The sequence below is a fragment of the Luteibacter rhizovicinus DSM 16549 genome (genome assembly GCF_001887595.1).
Lineage (GTDB): Bacteria > Pseudomonadota > Gammaproteobacteria > Xanthomonadales > Rhodanobacteraceae > Luteibacter > Luteibacter rhizovicinus.
Map to the genome: position 1 here is coordinate 3,530,415 of NZ_CP017480.1, position 16,563 is coordinate 3,546,977.

Below are 16,563 nucleotides of genomic sequence, written 5' to 3' on the forward strand. Positions count from 1 at the left end.
AGTCAGGCATGCATTCCAAACGCAATGTAGTCATCTTCGATTTCGGCGGCGTGCTCGTCGACTGGAATCCCCGCTATCTCTACAGCAAGCTGTTCGGCGACGACGAAGCCGGCATGGAACGCTTCCTCGCTGAAGTGACCACGCCGGAATGGAACCTGCAGCAGGATGCCGGCCGGTCGTGGGAGGAAGCCGTTCGTTTGCTGAGCGCCGAGCATCCCACCCAGGCCGACCTGATCGCCGCTTACCAGCATCGTTGGGAAGAGACGCTTGGCGGTCCCATCGACGATAGCCTGCATATCCTGCGCGAGCTCAAGGACGCGGGGCATCCCTTGTATGGGTTGACCAACTGGTCGCACGAGACCTTTCCGATCGCACGCCAGCGATATGCCTTCTTCGATTGCTTCGATGGCATCGTGGTGTCGGGCGAGGAGGGCATGATCAAGCCGAATCCGAAGCTCTACGAAACCCTGCTCGAGCGCTACGACATCGATCCGACGTGCGCCATCTTCATCGATGACAACAAGGTCAATGTCGAGGCCGCCGAAGCCCTCGGAATCCACGGCATTCATTTTCATACGCCAGCCCAACTGCGTGCCGAACTGATCAAGCTCGGGTTCCTGCCTAAATGAACGTGCCGGATACGACGCTGCCGCGCGAGCGGCAGCAGCTGATCCTCGAGCGCCTGCAACGCGATGGCAAGGTCATCGCGGCGGATCTCGCTCAGGAGTTCCGTGTCTCGGAAGATTCGATCCGCCGTGACCTGCGCGACCTCGCTGCGCAGGGCTTGTGTCGCCGTGTCTACGGCGGCGCCCTGCTTGCCGTGAACATACCGCCCCTGGGCGAGCGCCACGCCGAGCGCACCGAACTGAAGCGCGCGCTGGCGCGAACGGCACTTGGCCTCATCGGCACAGGACAGATCCTCTTCATCGATGCCGGTTCCACCAACACGGTGCTGGCAAAGATGCTGCCCGATCACAGCGACCTGACCGTGGTGACCAATGCGCCCGATGTCGCGCTGGCGGTGCTGGGTCGGCCGGGCTTCGACGTGATCTTGCTCGGCGGCAAGCTCGATCCTGCGATCGGCGGTGCGATCGGCTCGCGCACGGTGCGCCAGGCCCAGGACATTCGCGCGGACCTGTGTTTCCCGGGGGTTTGTGCGATCGATCCTCAGCGTGGGCTATGGACCTACGACGAGGAAGAGACGGTGTTCAAGCAGGCGATCATCGAGGCGAGCGGCGAGACCGTTGCCATCGCTACGCCCGACAAGCTGGTAGCGTCGGCGACGCATCACACGGCGCCGATCACGGGTATTTCGCATCTGGTGGTCGCTTCGGATACGGAGGCGGCCGTGGTGGCGCGTTATCGCGCGGCGGGCGTTACCGTGCACATGTAGTACCCGCTGTTGTAGGAGCCGATAAATCGGCTCCTACCAGGCGTTCAGCCTCGTAGGAGCCTTCTTTCAGCCGGCTTTTTTCTTCGCCAGGCGCAGCCAGGTGTCGACAACGGTATCCGGGTTGAGCGATACCGACTCGATGCCTTGCTCCATCAGCCACTCGGCGAGATCCGGGTGGTCGGACGGTCCCTGGCCGCAGATGCCGATGTACTTGCCCTTGGCGCGAGCCGTGCTGATCGCCATCGAAAGCAGCTTCTTCACGGCCGGATCGCGCTCGTCGAACAGGTTGGCGACGATGCTCGAATCGCGATCCAGGCCGAGGGTGAGCTGGGTGAGATCGTTGGAACCGATCGAGAAGCCGTCGAAGATGTCGAGGAACTCGTCGGCCATCAGGGCGTTGGAGGGGACCTCGCACATCATGATGACCTTGAGGTCGTTTTCGCCCTGCACGAGGCCGTTCTTGCGCAGCACCTCGATCACCTTGCGGCCTTCGTCCAGCGTGCGCACGAAGGGAATCATGATCCATACGTTGGTGAAGCCCATCGTTTCACGCACGTACTTGGCCGCCTTGCACTCGAGTGCGAAGGAGTCGGCAAAGCCCGGATCGACGTAACGGCTCGCGCCGCGGTAACCGATCATCGGGTTTTCTTCGTGCGGCTCGTAGCGCGAACCGCCGAGCAGGCCGGCGTATTCGTTCGACTTGAAGTCGGACAGGCGCACGATCACCGGTTTCGGGTACACCGAGGCGGCGATGGTGGAGATGCCTTCCGCGAGGCGATCGACATAGAACGAGACCGGATCCTTGTAGCCGGAAATGCGCGCATCGATGCGTGCCTTGGTTTCCGGGTCCTGCTTGGCGTATTCGAGCAAGGCCTTCGGATGCACGCCGATGTGGCTGGCGATGATCATTTCCAGGCGGGCCAGGCCGATGCCGGCGTTCGGCAGCATGCCGAAATCGAAGGCGCGCTCCGGGTTGGCCACGTTCATCATGATTTTCAGCGGGGCTTCGGGCATCGCGCCGAGGTCGGCGGTGATGCGATCGAACTTGAGCAGACCCTCGTAGATCGTGCCGGTGTCGCCTTCGGCGCAGGATACGGTGACTTCGGCACCGTCCGGAATCGTCTCCAGTGCGTTGCCGCAACCGACCACGGCCGGCACGCCGAGCTCACGGGCGATGATTGCCGCGTGGCAGGTGCGTCCGCCGCGATTGGTCACGATCGCCGCGGCGCGCTTCATCACCGGCTCCCAATCGGGATCGGTCATGTCGGCCACGAGCACGTCGCCCGGCTGCACTTTGTTCATGTCGGCCAGCGAGCGGATCACACGCGCCTTGCCGGAACCGATCTTCTGGCCGATGGCACGGCCTTCGGTCAGCACCTTGCTCTTTTCGTTGAGCTGGAAGCGCTCGAGCGTGGTCGTGGTGCCACGCGACTTCACCGTTTCCGGGCGTGCCTGGACGATGTAGAGCTTGCCGGTATTGCCGTCCTTCGCCCACTCGATATCCATCGGGCGGCCGTAGTGCTTCTCGATGATCAGGGCCTGGCGGGACAGTTCCTCGACATCGGCGTCGACGATGCAGAAGCGGTGACGCAGCTCGGCCGGGGTTTCCTCGATGCGAACGCGCTCGCCGGGCTCGTTGGAATAGACCATGCGCTGCTGCTTGGCGCCGAGGCTGCGACGAAGCACGGCCGGCTTGCCGTCACGCAGGGTGGGCTTGAACACGTAGAACTCGTCCGGATTGACGGCGCCCTGGACCACCATTTCGCCCAGGCCATAGGAGCCGGTGACGAAGACGACGTCGCGGAAACCGGATTCGGTGTCGAGGGTGAACAGTACGCCGGAGGCGCCGACGTCCGAACGGACCATCAGCTGCACGCCTGCGGACAGGAAGACGTCCTCGTGCTTGAACCCCTGGTGCACGCGATAGGCGATGGCACGGTCGTTGTAGAGCGAGGCGAAGACTTCCTTCACCTTGTGCAGCACGTCGTCGATGCCGACCACGTTGAGGAAGGTTTCCTGCTGTCCGGCGAACGAGGCGTCGGGCAGGTCTTCCGCTGTGGCGGACGAGCGCACGGCCACGGCGATGTCATCGGCGCCGGCATCCTTGCACAGCTTGATGTAGGCGTCGCGGATGGCCTGTTCGAGGTCGGCGGGCAGGGCGGTATCGACGATCCAGCCGCGGATCTCCTTGCCACCGCGGACCAGTTCGTCGACATCGTCCACGTCCAGCGTGGCCAGGCGTTCCTGGATGCGCTTGGCGAGGCCGCTCTTTTCAAGGTAGGTCTGGAAGGCGTCGGCCGTGGTGGCGAAGCCACCCGGCACGGATACGCCCAGTTTCGCCAGGTTGCCGATCATCTCGCCAAGGGAGGCATTCTTGCCGCCCACCTTGCCCAGGTCGGTCATGCGCAGCGCGTCGAGCCAAAGTACCAGGTCGCTCAAAGGAAAGTCCTCACATCGGTTCGTCGGTATGGCGGCGGGCCACGCTAGAAAATCCGCGCATTGTCGTGTCCCTGTCACCGCAGAAACAAGGCGCGATGCACAAACGTTCAGGGATCATGCGGGGTCGCTTGTTATGGCGGCGTCTTGCGCTAAGGTTTGTCCATGGACCAACCGCTGGGAAACCCCCCGATGCGCCGTACCGTCTTCTTCATTTCCGATTCCACCGGCATCACCGCCGAAACCATCGGGAACAGCATGCTGGCCCAGTTCGAGGGGGTCCAGTTCGACACCCACCGCCTGCCGTTCATCGATAACCCGCAGAAAGCCGAGGCGGCGTCCCTGCGCATCAAGACCAAGTACGCCCAGGACGGCCAGCGGCCGATCGTCGTCAACACCATGACCTCCCGCGCCCTCTGCGACATCGTCGCCGGCAGCGGCGCGCTGATGCTGGACGTGTTCGCCCCCTTTATCGACCCGCTGGAGGCCGAACTGGGCACCAAGCAGTCGGGTGCGGTCAATCGGTCACACGGCCTGGTGGACTTCGAGCGCTACGAGGCGCGTATCAACGCCACCAACTACGCCCTGGCGCACGACGACGGCCTGGACGTCGACTACAACGAATCGGACCTGGTCCTCGTGGGCGTTTCCCGCTCCGGAAAGACGCCTACCTGCCTCTACATGGCCTTGCATTACGGCGTTTGTGCCGCCAACTATCCGCTCACGGACGACGACCTGGACAAGCTGGAGCTGCCAACCCGTCTCCGCCCCTATCGAAGCCGCCTTTTCGGCCTGACCATCGACCCGAACCGCCTTGCGCAGATCCGCGAGCAGCGGCGCCCGGGCAGTCGATATGCGACCCTGAAACAGTGTCGCTGGGAGCTGGAGCAGGCCGACCGCCTTATGCGGCGGGAAAACATTCCGGTCCTCAACACCACGCATACGTCCATCGAGGAGATTTCGAGCAAGATTTTCGAGTACCTCGGCATCGAACGTCACATGTACTAGACAGCCTTACGGAGAACCTCGCCCGACATGACCGCCGTCATCGAACGCCCATCCGCCTTCCTCCCCGGACGCTTCGGCTTCCTGATGGGGCTGTATGCGGAGAACTATCATCGGCTGGCACGGTTGTTCGCGCCGCAGCGGCTGGCGCCGGGCCGTTACATCTCCGACGTGGACGACGGCCTGAAAGTGCGCCTGGACGTGCAGGAAAAGCACCCTTACACGCTGGAACTCGAGCTCACGTACGACTTCGTCGACGAGACTACCGGGCAGCCTTCGCCATCGGCCCAGTTGCGCATGTACACCGATGCGCATGTGGCCGAAGCCATGCACTGTCACCCGGGGCGCAAGCTCTGGCAGGTGCTCGGGCCCTTTCCGCCGGCGAATACGGTGCTCCAGCATCGTCTGCGCATGAATGGATTCCTCAGCCGCTGGCTGGAATTCCTCGCCGAGCAGGGCCATTCGATCGGCACGCTCGAGCGTCTTGACGACACCAAAACCGACTAAATCGCTCGTTGTGGGAGCCGATTCATCGGCGATCCCGCGGCAGCGGGCCAGATGGAAGCAAAAAAAAACCCGCCAGATGGCGGGATTCTTTTTGGAAGTAATGGCGGAGCGGACGGGACTCGAACCCGCGACCTCCGGCGTGACAGGCCAGCATTCTAACCGACTGAACTACCGCTCCACACTTACGTTCCAGCTTTCCAACATTTCCAACTTCTTCGTCCTTAACACTCTCTGGCGGACCAGAAAGTGGCGTCCCCACGGGGATTCGAACCCCGGTCGCCACCGTGAAAGGGTGATGTCCTAGGCCTCTAGACGATGGGGACGTCTTAGAAGTTGGTGGAGCCAGCCGGGATCGAACCGGCGACCTCCTGCATGCCATGCAGGCGCTCTCCCAGCTGAGCTATGGCCCCCTGCTGGAAGCCGCAAAGATTACGTCCGACCCGCTAATTCGTCAAGCATTCGTTACAGTTTTTTTTAAATTATTTTCACGAATTCGAGAATGACGAACGCTGGCGCGCACTTGCGTGACGATGAGCGCGTGAGTGTCGACGCGTATTCCGTACGCATGTTCCTGCGCACGCGCTAACCTGTCCCTTCGCACACACAGGGGCAGGCATGCACGGCATCGTTTTCATCCAGGATCTGGCAACGGTGATGCTCGTTGCCGGCCTGACGACCGTGATCTTCCAGCGACTGAGGCAGCCGGTGGTACTCGGTTACATCATCGCGGGGCTGCTGATCGGGCCGCATACGCTGCCGGTGATCTTCATTCACGATGAAGAAACCATTCGTACCTTGTCCGAACTGGGCATGATCCTGCTGCTGTTCGCGCTCGGCCTGGAGTTCAGCCTGAAGAAGCTGCGCGCCGTCGGTGGCGCCGCGCTGGTCGCGGCGTTCGCCGAAATCGTGCTGATGGTGTGGATCGGCTACGAGATCGGCCGGTTCTTCGGCTGGTCGGCGATGGACGCGATCTTCCTCGGCGCCATGCTCTCGATCTCCTCGACCACGATCATCATGAAGGCGCTCGAGGACCTCGGCCTGAAGCGTGAGCGCTTCGCCCAGCTGATGTTCGGCATCCTCATCGTGGAGGATCTGCTCGCCATCGTCCTGATGGCCCTGCTCACGGGTATCGCCAGTACAGGCGGCCTGGAGGCGAGCCAGGCATTTGCGGCGATCGGCCGGCTCGGCCTGTTCATGGCCGTGTCCCTGGTGGTGGGGCTGCTGCTGGTGCCGCGTGTGGTCGACTACATCGCGCGGGTCAGCCGCAACGACGTGCTGCTGATTGCCGTGCTGGGCATCTGCTTCGGCTTCTGCCTGCTGGTCACCGAAATGGGCTACAGCGTGGCGCTGGGTGCCTTCATGATCGGCGCGATCGTGGCCGAATCGGACAGCGTGGCACGCATCGAGCGGATCATCATGCCGGTGCGCGACATGTTCAGCGCGATCTTCTTCGTCGCCATCGGCATGTTGATCGACCCCGCACTGCTCGTGGAATACGCCTGGCCGATCACCATCGTGACCATCGCCGTGGTCGTGGGCAAGGTGGTGACCTGCAGTTTCGGCAGTTTCGTCGCCGGCAACGATGGCCGCACATCGCTGCGCGTGGGCATGGGTCTGGCGCAGATCGGCGAATTCTCGTTCGTGATCGCGTCACTGGGTCTCACCCTCGAGGTGACCAGTAAATTCCTTTACCCGGTGGCAGTGGCGGTGTCGGCCATCACCACATTCCTCACCCCCTATCTGATCCGCGCCTCCGATCCTCTGGCGAGTTTCCTGGGCCGGGCCTTGCCCACCCGCGTCACGGGCGTGTTCGGTGCCTATACCGAATGGATGGGGAACCTCGGCCTGCAGGGGCAGGGTGCCATCGTGATGAAGATGATCCGCCGGCTGGTCTGGCACGTGATCATCAACATGATGCTGGTGATCGCGGTATTCGTCATCGTCGCCTTCGCCTACCGTCGCGGCTTCCTCCATGTCGACGTGCTCAGTGATGACGCCACGGTGCGACGGAGCCTGGCCTGGTCGTTCGCCGCGCTGATGTCCCTGCCCATGGTGGTTGCGGCCTACCGCAAGGCCGGGGCGCTGGGCATGTTGCTGGCCGAGCTGAGCATTCCGGACAGGTTCGGCAGCCGCACCTTCCGGATTCGCTCCGTTCTCGGGCGCATCATCCCGGTGGTGGCGATGTTGATCCTCGGCCTCCTCGTGGCTGCCCTGGCGTCCACCATCCTGCCCCCGCGGGAGGTCGCCGGGGTGCTGGTCCTGATCGGCATCGGCCTGGTGTGGCTGCTCTGGCGGGTACTGGTACAGGTGCACGCGCGCCTGCAGGCGGCCCTGCGGGACACCCTGGAAAAACCCGGTTCGGGACACGATGAGTGACCGAATCGTCATTCCGTTGAAAGGCTGCTGAACTTTTCATGTGAAACCTTGTCTCTCGCCACGTCATTGCAAGCAAGGCGCGAACCACCGCACAATGGCGTTTCCGCCTCCACATGGAGGTGTACCGGCGGCGTCGCCGAATCTTTCCAAGAGAGGGAATACCGAATGAAGCAATTTTTGCGTCCCACGATGACGGCCGTCGCCCTGGCGGTTGCGCTGGGTACTGCCGCGGGCGCATCCGCCCAGGCAGCCAAGCCGGCTGCTGCTGGTGCGGGCACCGTTGATAAGCAGAAGGCCAGCTACGTCGTGGGTTGGGACCTTGCCAGCTCGCTGCCGCCGCTCGTCGCGAAAGAAGTGGATGCCGCTACGGTCGCCAAGGCCCTGCAGGCTGCTCTGTCCGGCCAGAAGCCGACCATGACCGAAGCCGAAGCCAAGACGGTCCGCGAAGCCTTCGTGGCCCAGCTGAAGGTCAAGGCCGAAGCCGAGTACAACAAGGTTGCAGCCCAGAACAAGTCGGAAGGCGATGCTTTCCTGGCCAAGAACAAGAGCGCCGCTGGCGTGAAGGTCACGGCATCGGGCCTGCAGTACCAGGTTGTCCAGGCAGGTACCGGCGCACGTCCGGGCCCGAACGACATGGTCTCGATCAACTACACCGGTACGTTCGTGAACGGCGAGAAGTTCGACGCGTCGGCTGACCATCAGCCTGCCGGTCCGGCTTCGATCCCGCTCCAGGCGGTGATTCCGGGCTTCCGCGAAGGCCTGCAGCTGATGCAGACCGGCGGCAAGTACAAGCTCTTCATCCCGTCGAACATCGCTTACGGCGCCAAGCCGGAAAACGGCTTCCCGCCGAATGCGACGATCATCTTCGACGTCGAGCTGCTCAAGACCGGTCCGGCTCCTGCCGGCCAGGGTCCGGGTGGTCCGGGCGCCGGCGCTCCGGGCGGCAAGTAAGCCCACGCGGCACCTGTAAGAAAATAAAGGGCGCGGAGCGATCCGCGCCCTTTTTCTTTGCCTGGCTGCCAGCCGGGACTACAATCGACCGTTACGACAGCAGGTCCTGATGTCCCTGGGAGTTCCATGAAAGTCACGATCTTCGGCACCGGCTACGTCGGTCTCGTCACCGGCACCTGCCTTGCGGAGATGGGCAACCATGTCGTCTGCGTGGATGTGGATGCAGGCAAGGTCGATCGCCTGAAAGCCGGCGACATCCCGATCTACGAGCCGGGCCTGGAGCCGATGGTCGTCCGCAATCACGGGGACGGGCGCCTGGATTTCACCACCGATGCCGTCCCCGCCGTGGGCCACGGTGAGGTGGTCTTCATCGCTGTCGGCACACCGCCGGACGAAGACGGCAGTGCGGATCTCCAGTATGTGCTTGCCGTCGCGAAAACCATTGGCGACAACATTGACCGCTATACGGTCGTGGTGAACAAGTCGACCGTTCCGGTCGGCACGGCCGATCGTGTACGCGGAGCCGTGTCCGCGCGGTTGCAGGCGCGAGGTGTCGAGATTCCCTTCGACGTGGTCTCCAATCCCGAATTCCTGAAGGAAGGCGATGCGGTCGAAGACTGCATGCGTCCGGACCGGATCATCGTCGGTGCGTCGAGCCCCAAAGCGATCGCCGTGCTGCGCAAGCTGTATGCGCCATTCAACCGCAATCACGATCGCATGGTGGTGATGGACGAGCGCTCGGCTGAGCTGACCAAGTACGCCGCCAACGCCATGCTCGCGACCAAGATCAGTTTCATGAACGAGATCGCGAACATCGCCGAGCATGTCGGCGCGGACGTGGAGCTCGTGCGCCAGGGCATCGGCGCGGACCCGCGCATCGGCTATCACTTCATTTATCCCGGTGCCGGCTACGGTGGCTCGTGTTTCCCGAAGGATGTGCAGGCGCTGGCGCGCACGGCGCACGCGGTCGGTTACGACGCCCGGCTGCTCGACGCCGTGGAAGCGGTGAACAACTCGCAGAAGTCCCGTCTGTTCGCGCTCCTGTCGCGTCACTTCGGCGGCGAACTGAAAGGGCGGACCATCGCGCTCTGGGGGCTCGCCTTCAAGCCGAACACGGACGACATGCGCGAGGCGTCGAGTCGTCGCCTGATGGAGCAGCTGTGGGAGGCGGGTGCCCGGGTAAGGGCCTTCGATCCGGAGGCGGCGGATGAAACCCGCCGCATTTACGGGGAGCGTGACGATCTGCGCCTGGTCGATCGTCCGTACGAGGCGATCGACGGTGCCGATGCGTTGATGATCGTCACCGAGTGGAAGGCGTTCCGTGCCCCGGACTTCGCGCGCGTCAAATCGCTGCTGACGATCCCGGTGATCTTCGACGGCCGGAATCTGTACGATCCGGCCACGGTCGAGGAAGCCGGCATCGCCTATTACGGCATCGGCCGCGGCCGCAGCCTGGTGGGACGTCACGATGACTGAGACGGACGATCGCATGATGGAGCTCGAGATGCGTCTCGCCTTCATCGACGATACGGTCAACGGGCTGTCATCGGCAGACACCGAGATAGCCCGACGACTGGATCGACTGGAGAGGGCGTTGCGCGACCTGCGTTCCGACCTCATGAACATGCGTGCGGGACTTGGCAGCGACAACGCCAACGAGCCCCCGCCGCCGCATTACTGAATAACCGAACGAGCCTTATCGATCATGGCAGAGTCCCTGCGCGACCAGTTACTGAAGAGCGGCCTCGTCAAGGAGGTCCGCGAAGAAAAAAGGACGTCCGCACCGCCGCGGCAAGCGAGTTCCGATGCTGCCAAGGGCGGCCGGACATCCGCCGGCAGCGGCCAGCCGTACGCGGGCAACAATCCGCGTCAGGGTGCGAAGCCCGCACAGGGTGGTCGGCCGCAGCAGGGTGGCAAGCCCCAGCAAGGCGGCCGTCCGCCGCAGGGCAACCGGCCCCAGGGTGGTGGCCGACCGCAGCAGGGCGGTAAGCCCGGTGCGGGTGGACAGCCTCGTCCGCCGCGTACGGACGGCGAGATCGACCTGGCCAAGGCCTACGCCATCCGCGCGCAGACCGATGCGACCGAGCGTCGCCGTCTCGAGGCCGAGGCGGCCGAGCAGGCCCGGTTGCGCAAGGAGAGGAAGCGCAAGGTCGAAGAACTCCTGAAGGGGAAGGCCCTGAACCTCGCCGATGCCGATCAGGTTCGTCATTTCCCTTATGGCGAGAAGATCCGCCGCGTCCACGTGGATGCGGCCCAGTTGGTCGCGATCAACGCGGGCGAACTGGGCGTCGTGCAGCAGGGTGGTCGCTATCTTGTCGTCGACAAGGGGGTCATCTCGGAGCTGCAGGAATTGGCGCCGGAGTTCATTGCGCTACTGGTCGATCCGAACGCGGTGAGCGAGTCGGACGATGGGGTGCCGGACGATTTGATGTGGTGAGGGGCGTGCCGCGCTGACGCACGGATCGCCGCTGAAGCGGCTCCCGCACGAAGCGAGCGCCTGCGAGGCAGGCCTCGAATGCAACAGGCCCCGAATGCAAGAAGCAAAAAGCCCCGGACCTGCCGGGGCTTTTTGTGGGAGCCGATTCATCGGCGATGCTTCTACGCCGGGGACAACGTCAGTTCCGGGTTGTCCCAGCCTTCCTTCTTCGCGAAGCGCACACCGTGCTTCGCTTCCAGCTTCGCCAGGCGCTCACGCACGGCGGCGACGCCTTCCGTGCGCACGTACTGGATCGGGCCGCCGCGGAACGGTGCGAAGCCGGTACCGAAGATCACGCCTGCGTCGAGCAGGTCGGCATCGTCGACCACGCCTTCGGCAAGGCAGGCGATCGCTTCGTTGACCATCGGCAGGATCATGCGGTCCTGGATGTCGGCCGGCGGCACATAGTCGGGATCCACGTCGGGCTTGTCCGCCTTGCCTTCCTTCCACACGTACAGGCCTTCGCCATCCTTCTTGCCGCGCTTGTTCGCGGCGATCTTTTCTTCCAGGCCGTGCGGGATCTCCAGGCCGAGGAACGGCGCGAGCTCCTTGCCGACCGAAGCGCATACGTCGAGGCCGACGGTATCGGCCAGTTCGATCGGGCCCATCGGCATGCCGAACTTCTTTGCTTCGCGATCGAGCACCGGACCCGGCACGCCTTCGTTGTAGAGGCGCATCGCTTCCATCAGGTACGGCATGAGGATGCGGTTGACCAGGAAGCCCGGCGTGCCCTTCACCGGCACTGGCAGCTTGCCGATGGCCTTGCAGAACGCGAGGGCGCGCTTCTCGATGGCTGGGTCGAGCGCGTCGTGACGCACGACCTCGACCAGCGGCATTTGCGCCACGGGATTGAAGAAGTGCAGGCCGAGGAATCGCTGCGGCGCTTTCAGGCCCTGACGCAGTTCATCGAGCGGAATCGAGGACGTGTTGCTGGCGAGGATCTCGTCCGCCTGGAACTGCGGCTCGATGGCTGCGTACAGCGCGTGCTTGGCTTCCGGATTCTCGAAGATCGCTTCGATCGCGAGGTCCGCCTCGGCAACGCCCTTGCCGTCGACGTCCGCGCGCAGGCGACCCACGGCAGCATCGACCTTGGCTGACGCCTTGAGCTTCTTTTCGAACAACGTGCGGGCACGTTTGATCGCGGGTTCGATAAAGCGCAGTTCGCGGTCCTGCAAGGTCACGTCGAAGCCCTTGAGAGCGGACCACGCGGCGATGTCGCCCCCCATGGTGCCCGCGCCGACGACATGCACGTGCTTGATGCCGTGGTCGGTGCCGCCGCCGAGGCCTTTCAGGCGTTCCTGCAGGAAGAAAATACGAATGAGGTTGCGTGCCGTCGGCGTGGTGGCCAGCTTCGCCACCGACTTCGCTTCGAGTTTGAGCCGTTGCTGGATGCTGGAGCCGCCGCGCGCCCAGGTATCGATCAGGGCGAATGGAGCGGGGTAGTGTTCCTTGCGCACCTTGGCCGCGGTCTGCTTGCGCACCATGGGGGCGAGGATCGCGCGCGCCGGCAGGGTGTTAGTGGCCCAGGCCTTCGCGCGCTGCGCGAAAGGACGCTGGTGAGGGCGCTTGATCAGGTGGCGGGCTTCGGCGAGCAGTTCGTCCGCGCGTGCCAGTCGGTCGACCAGGCCGACAGCCTTGGCCCGACGCGCGTTGAACGGCTTGCCGGTGAGCATGGCTGGCAACGCGTCAGGCGCGCCGATCAGGCGCGGCAGGCGAGCGGTGCCGCCCCAGCCCGGATGGATGCCGAGCATGACCTCGGGCAGGCCGATCTTCGTGGCATCGTCGTCCACGGCGATGCGTTGGCGACAAGCAAGGGCGAGTTCGGTGCCGCCGCCCATGCAGGCGCCGTGGATCGCGGCTACCGTCGGGCAGGACAGTCGGGCGAGGTTCTCGAAGACCCGCTGGCCGTTCTCGATGTTGGCGAGCACCGTGCCGGTCTGCGCGTACTCGACGAATTCTCGAATATCGGCGCCGACGGCAAAGCCCGAAGGCTTGGCGGAGTGAATGACGACCCCTCGCGGGTTTTCAATGGCCAGGCGCTCGACGATCGTGTCGAGTTCATCGAGGGCCTCTCGCGACAGCGCGTTGGCGCTCGCGCCCTCGCGGTCGAAAGTGAGCACGACGATACCGTCGTCGCCCACGTTGGTCTTCCAGTGCTTGAATCGGAGTCCTTCGAACATGGCGGGTCGTACGCTGGCGAATAAGCGCATCACCATACCTTCCTGCCGTGCCGAATGCGAGATACCCCCGCGTATGGTGTCCGGTCCCTAGCGTACGGCCCCGTATTGGATCGATACTTCGCGCCACTGCCGCCGATGTGTCGCCCATGCCCGCCGACTCCCATGTAGGAACCGATGTCTTCGACCGCATTCTGTCCGCGTCGGGGCCCTTGGTCGCGTTGCAGGCCGGGGATACCCACCAGCTGATCGACCAGTTCCGTCTGGTCGCGCGGCGGACGGGGCAGGCCGTGTACCTGTGGCGCCACGCGGAAGGACTGGCCAGCCTGCGCGACGCGCAGATGCGTGTGCCCGGATGCACGAGACTGGGCGATGCCTTGCGCTATATCTCGCAGAGCCTGCACTTCGGCGTCTATCTGCTGGACATGCCGCCGGGACCGCCCAGCGCGACCGACGGTGCACTTTTACGGCAACTGGCGCGTGCCCAGACCGGTCATGTGCGCCGGGTGGTGCTGATGGGGGCGAGCCCGACCCTGCTTGCGACCTTCGAGGACGACATCATCCGTGTGGACGCGGACTGGCGTGCGCGCTCCGCCGCACCCCGCCTGCGCGACGGCCGGTGGGTCGTTTGAGCGCGCACATGTCGGGTGCGGTGCCCAGCGGCGTACTGATCTTCACACCACGCCGCGACGTGCGTCGCGCGGTGTTCGACGCGCTCGACGCGGACGGCGATTTCGTCCTGCTGAGTGCCCGCGATGCGGCGCAGCTCGAAGCCTTGCTGGCCGACGCGCCACCACTGCACGTGGCCGTGATCGGTGCGGATGGCACGGCGGACATGGCTCAGGGTCTGCGCATCCTTCGTGGTTCCGCCGCCTATTCGCAGTTGCCCGTGGTCTACGTCGTTGGCGAGGCACCCGGGGTGGCCCCGGACGACAGTGCCGACTGGTTGCGCGAAAACGCTATCGCGGCCGAGCTGGCTCAGCGCGTGCGCGCGGCGATCGGTAGCGACACGCCCGTCGTTCCGAGCGAGCCGAGTGGGCTGGACTATCGCTTCGCGTTCGAGGCAGGTGCCGCCTGGGTGGTCGCGTCCACGCCCGAGGGCTGCGTCATCGAGAGCGGCGGCGCCATGAATCGACTGATGAGTGGCGACGGTCCCGTCCATGGTCGGTTGCTCACCGACCTGTTCACGATGGAGGGAGGCTTGGCCTGGCCGGTCCCCGATGGGGACGGCATGTCGTGTACCTTGCGTCGGCTCGACGGCAGCGACATCGCCGGTGAGATCGATGTGCGCCACCTCGTCGATCGCGGCGCCCATCGCATCGCCGTCGCCTTCCGCGACCTTCGGGCCGTCGAGATGGCAGGTCGGGCGTTGTCCTTGCTGTCCGTCCTCGACGCCTGTCCCAGCGACGATGAGGGTATGGGCGAGGCGGGGGCCATGCTGGCCGACGCGCTGGAACTCGACGTGGTCGCCGTCTGGTCGGCCCTGCCGGAGAGCGAGTTCGGGCCGGAAGTGCTGACGCGCATCTGGAACGGTCCGGGCCTGGTCGAGTGGCCCGACGCGGCCGATCTGCCGTTGCTGAAAACCTGCCTGGGTGGCGAGACGCTTTCGCACCTTGGCGCCGCCTCCGGCGCACCGGTGGCGGATCCCCTGGTCGATTCGCTCGGCTTGCGCTCCTATGCGTTCCTGCCCCTGCTCGACGAGCGCCGCAACGTGCTCGGCGCATTGCTGGCGGGGCGCCGCCGCTCCGCCAGCGATGGCCGCGTGCTCGAGCCGGCCTTGCGTGCGGCGGCGGCACGCTTCGCCTCGGCGCTGGAACTGCGGCGCGCACGCGAGCAAGGCCGCGCGCGGGGTCTCGTGGACATGCTTACCGCGTTGCCCAATCGCCTGCTGTTCAACGATCGCCTGGATACGACGATCCGGGAAGCCGAGCGGACGGGCGAATGCTTCGCGACCTTGCTGGTCGACCTCGATCGCTTCAAGAGCATCAACGACACGCTCGGTCATGCCGTGGGCGACCAGGTGCTGACCGCGGTGGCGAAGCGGCTTCGCGCCAGCGTCCGTGCTTCCGACACGGTCGCCCGTTACGCCGGTGACGAGTTCACGATGATCCTGCGTCACATCATCAAGCGCGACGACGTGCTGCGCATTGCCGAGAAAGTGGTCCAGGCCATGGAGATTCCGCTCGGTCTCGACGACGGTTCGGAACTGCAGGCCACGGTCTCGGTCGGCATTTCCTTCTTCCCCGACGATGCGACGGAAGGCGAGCTGTTGCTCCGGCATGCGGACGAAGCCATGTACGGTGCGAAGAGCCTCGGCCGGAACAACTACCAGATCTACGCGGCCAACACGGACGCGTCGCAGCAGCAGCACGTAGCCTTGAAGGCGCGCCTGCGCCACGCGGTGAAGAACGACGAGCTGCGGGTGTTCTACCAGCCCCAGGTCAACGCGGTCACCGAAGACATCGTCGGCATGGAAGCGCTGGTGCGCTGGGAACACCCCGAGCTGGGCATGATCAGCCCGGCGTTCTTCATCCCGCTGGCCGAGGCCAGCGGCCTGATCGTGCCGATCGGGGAGTGGGTGCTGCGTACCGCCTGCGCCCAGGCCAAGGCCTGGGAAGACACCTACGGCCTGGGCTTGCGCCTGGGCGTGAACCTTTCGGCGGTGCAGCTCATGCAGCAGAACCTTGCCGAAGTCGTGACCACCGCCCTGTCCGACACCGGCCTCGACCCCAACTGCCTCGAACTCGAAGTCACTGAGAGCATTAGCGTGAAGACCGTGCCGCACCTGGTCGAGACGCTCGATGCCTTGCACGCCATGGGTTGCCACATCGCTATCGACGATTTTGGCACCGGCGCGGCCTCCCTCGATTACCTTCGCCGGCTGCCGGCCGACCGGATCAAGATCGACCAGAGCTTTGTGCGCAACATCGGCGTGGACCCCGACGACGAAGCCATCGTCCGGGCGACGATCGACATGGCCCACCGGCTCAAGCGCGGCGTGGTGGCCGAAGGCGTGGAAATCGAGCAGCACCTGCAGTTCCTCCGGGCGAACGGCTGCGACGAGCTGCAGGGCTACCTGTTCTGCCGCCCGCTGCCGGTGGTGGCTTTCGACAAGCTGCTGGCCGAGCGCGAGCGCGTGATTACCGAGGGCAGGGCGCCTGTCACCGCCTGATCGCCCGGGTCGAACTTGAGGTTCAGGCCGGGTTGCGCATATTTTCACGGGACGATCGGTTGGCCGGGCA

13 protein-coding genes and 3 tRNA genes are annotated in these 16,563 nt (G+C 64.6%); 11 read left to right on the top strand and 5 right to left on the bottom strand.

Features of this window, described 5'->3' with window-relative positions:
- Positions 1–8 precede the first annotated feature (8 nt).
- Together BJI69_RS16145 and BJI69_RS16150 are read left to right on the top strand one after the other, a co-directional pair.
- Complete coding sequence (locus tag BJI69_RS16145; protein ID WP_046966777.1) at positions 9–629, top strand: HAD family hydrolase; 621 nt, start codon at positions 9–11, stop codon at positions 627–629.
- Positions 626–1,393 (top strand): DeoR/GlpR family DNA-binding transcription regulator, encoded by a 768-nt coding sequence (locus BJI69_RS16150; RefSeq protein WP_046966778.1) that lies wholly within the window; start codon positions 626–628, stop codon positions 1,391–1,393. Before BJI69_RS16145 ends, BJI69_RS16150 begins: the two co-directional genes overlap by 4 nt.
- Before the next feature lie 66 nt (positions 1,394–1,459).
- Here the strand turns inward: BJI69_RS16150 and ppsA are convergent, their stop codons facing one another.
- A complete protein-coding gene (gene ppsA, locus BJI69_RS16155; RefSeq protein WP_046966779.1) occupies positions 1,460–3,832 on the bottom strand; it encodes a phosphoenolpyruvate synthase in 2,373 nt (790 codons plus the stop codon).
- A 189-nt stretch (positions 3,833–4,021) separates the two neighbouring features.
- Here ppsA and ppsR point away from each other — a divergent pair, with 189 nt between their 5' ends.
- Together ppsR and BJI69_RS16165 are read left to right on the top strand one after the other, a co-directional pair.
- Positions 4,022–4,837, top strand: coding sequence for a posphoenolpyruvate synthetase regulatory kinase/phosphorylase PpsR (gene ppsR, locus BJI69_RS16160; protein WP_046966780.1), 816 nt, complete (start codon positions 4,022–4,024; stop codon positions 4,835–4,837).
- Between the two features lie 27 nt (positions 4,838–4,864).
- Complete coding sequence (locus tag BJI69_RS16165) at positions 4,865–5,341, top strand: DUF1249 domain-containing protein (protein ID WP_046966781.1); 477 nt, start codon at positions 4,865–4,867, stop codon at positions 5,339–5,341.
- A gap of 101 nt (positions 5,342–5,442) precedes the next feature.
- Here the strand turns inward: BJI69_RS16165 and BJI69_RS16170 are convergent.
- The 3 genes from BJI69_RS16170 to BJI69_RS16180 form a co-directional block, all read right to left on the bottom strand.
- Positions 5,443–5,519, bottom strand: a tRNA-Asp gene (locus BJI69_RS16170).
- A 69-nt stretch (positions 5,520–5,588) separates the two neighbouring features.
- Positions 5,589–5,664 (bottom strand) — tRNA-Glu (locus tag BJI69_RS16175).
- An 11-nt stretch (positions 5,665–5,675) separates the two neighbouring features.
- A tRNA-Ala gene (locus tag BJI69_RS16180) sits at positions 5,676–5,751 on the bottom strand.
- Positions 5,752–5,956: 205 nt separating this feature from the next.
- Between BJI69_RS16180 and BJI69_RS16185 the strand changes: the two genes are divergently transcribed.
- The 5 genes from BJI69_RS16185 (at position 5,957) to BJI69_RS16205 (ending at position 11,105) form a co-directional block, all read left to right on the top strand.
- The gene (locus BJI69_RS16185; protein ID WP_046966782.1) at positions 5,957–7,717 is read left to right on the top strand and encodes a cation:proton antiporter; all 1,761 of its coding nucleotides are present in this window, start codon (positions 5,957–5,959) and stop codon (positions 7,715–7,717) included.
- A gap of 165 nt (positions 7,718–7,882) precedes the next feature.
- Positions 7,883–8,668, top strand: a complete 786-nt coding sequence (locus tag BJI69_RS16190; RefSeq protein WP_046966783.1) for an FKBP-type peptidyl-prolyl cis-trans isomerase — start codon at positions 7,883–7,885, stop codon at positions 8,666–8,668.
- A gap of 126 nt (positions 8,669–8,794) precedes the next feature.
- Positions 8,795–10,144 (top strand): UDP-glucose dehydrogenase family protein, encoded by a 1,350-nt coding sequence (locus BJI69_RS16195; RefSeq protein WP_046966784.1) that lies wholly within the window; start codon positions 8,795–8,797, stop codon positions 10,142–10,144.
- A complete protein-coding gene (locus tag BJI69_RS16200) occupies positions 10,137–10,349 on the top strand; it encodes a SlyX family protein (protein ID WP_046966785.1) in 213 nt (70 codons plus the stop codon). Before BJI69_RS16195 ends, BJI69_RS16200 begins: the two co-directional genes overlap by 8 nt.
- A 24-nt stretch (positions 10,350–10,373) precedes the next feature.
- The gene (locus BJI69_RS16205) at positions 10,374–11,105 is read left to right on the top strand and encodes a DUF2058 family protein (RefSeq protein WP_046966786.1); all 732 of its coding nucleotides are present in this window, start codon (positions 10,374–10,376) and stop codon (positions 11,103–11,105) included.
- A 161-nt stretch (positions 11,106–11,266) separates the two neighbouring features.
- On the opposite strand, the gene BJI69_RS16210 is transcribed toward BJI69_RS16205, so the two are convergent.
- Positions 11,267–13,324 (bottom strand): 3-hydroxyacyl-CoA dehydrogenase NAD-binding domain-containing protein, encoded by a 2,058-nt coding sequence (locus BJI69_RS16210; RefSeq protein ID WP_046966835.1) that lies wholly within the window; start codon positions 13,322–13,324, stop codon positions 11,267–11,269.
- A gap of 146 nt (positions 13,325–13,470) precedes the next feature.
- Between BJI69_RS16210 and BJI69_RS16215 the strand changes: the two genes are divergently transcribed.
- Both BJI69_RS16215 and BJI69_RS16220 read left to right on the top strand, forming a co-directional pair.
- Positions 13,471–13,953: a hypothetical protein gene (locus BJI69_RS16215; protein WP_046966787.1), complete on the top strand. Its 483-nt coding sequence runs from the start codon at positions 13,471–13,473 to the stop codon at positions 13,951–13,953.
- On the top strand, positions 13,950–16,493 hold the full coding sequence (locus tag BJI69_RS16220) for a putative bifunctional diguanylate cyclase/phosphodiesterase (protein WP_342016336.1): 2,544 nt from the start codon (positions 13,950–13,952) through the stop codon (positions 16,491–16,493). The genes BJI69_RS16215 and BJI69_RS16220 overlap by 4 nt, the downstream gene beginning before the upstream one ends.
- Positions 16,494–16,563 lie beyond the last annotated feature (70 nt).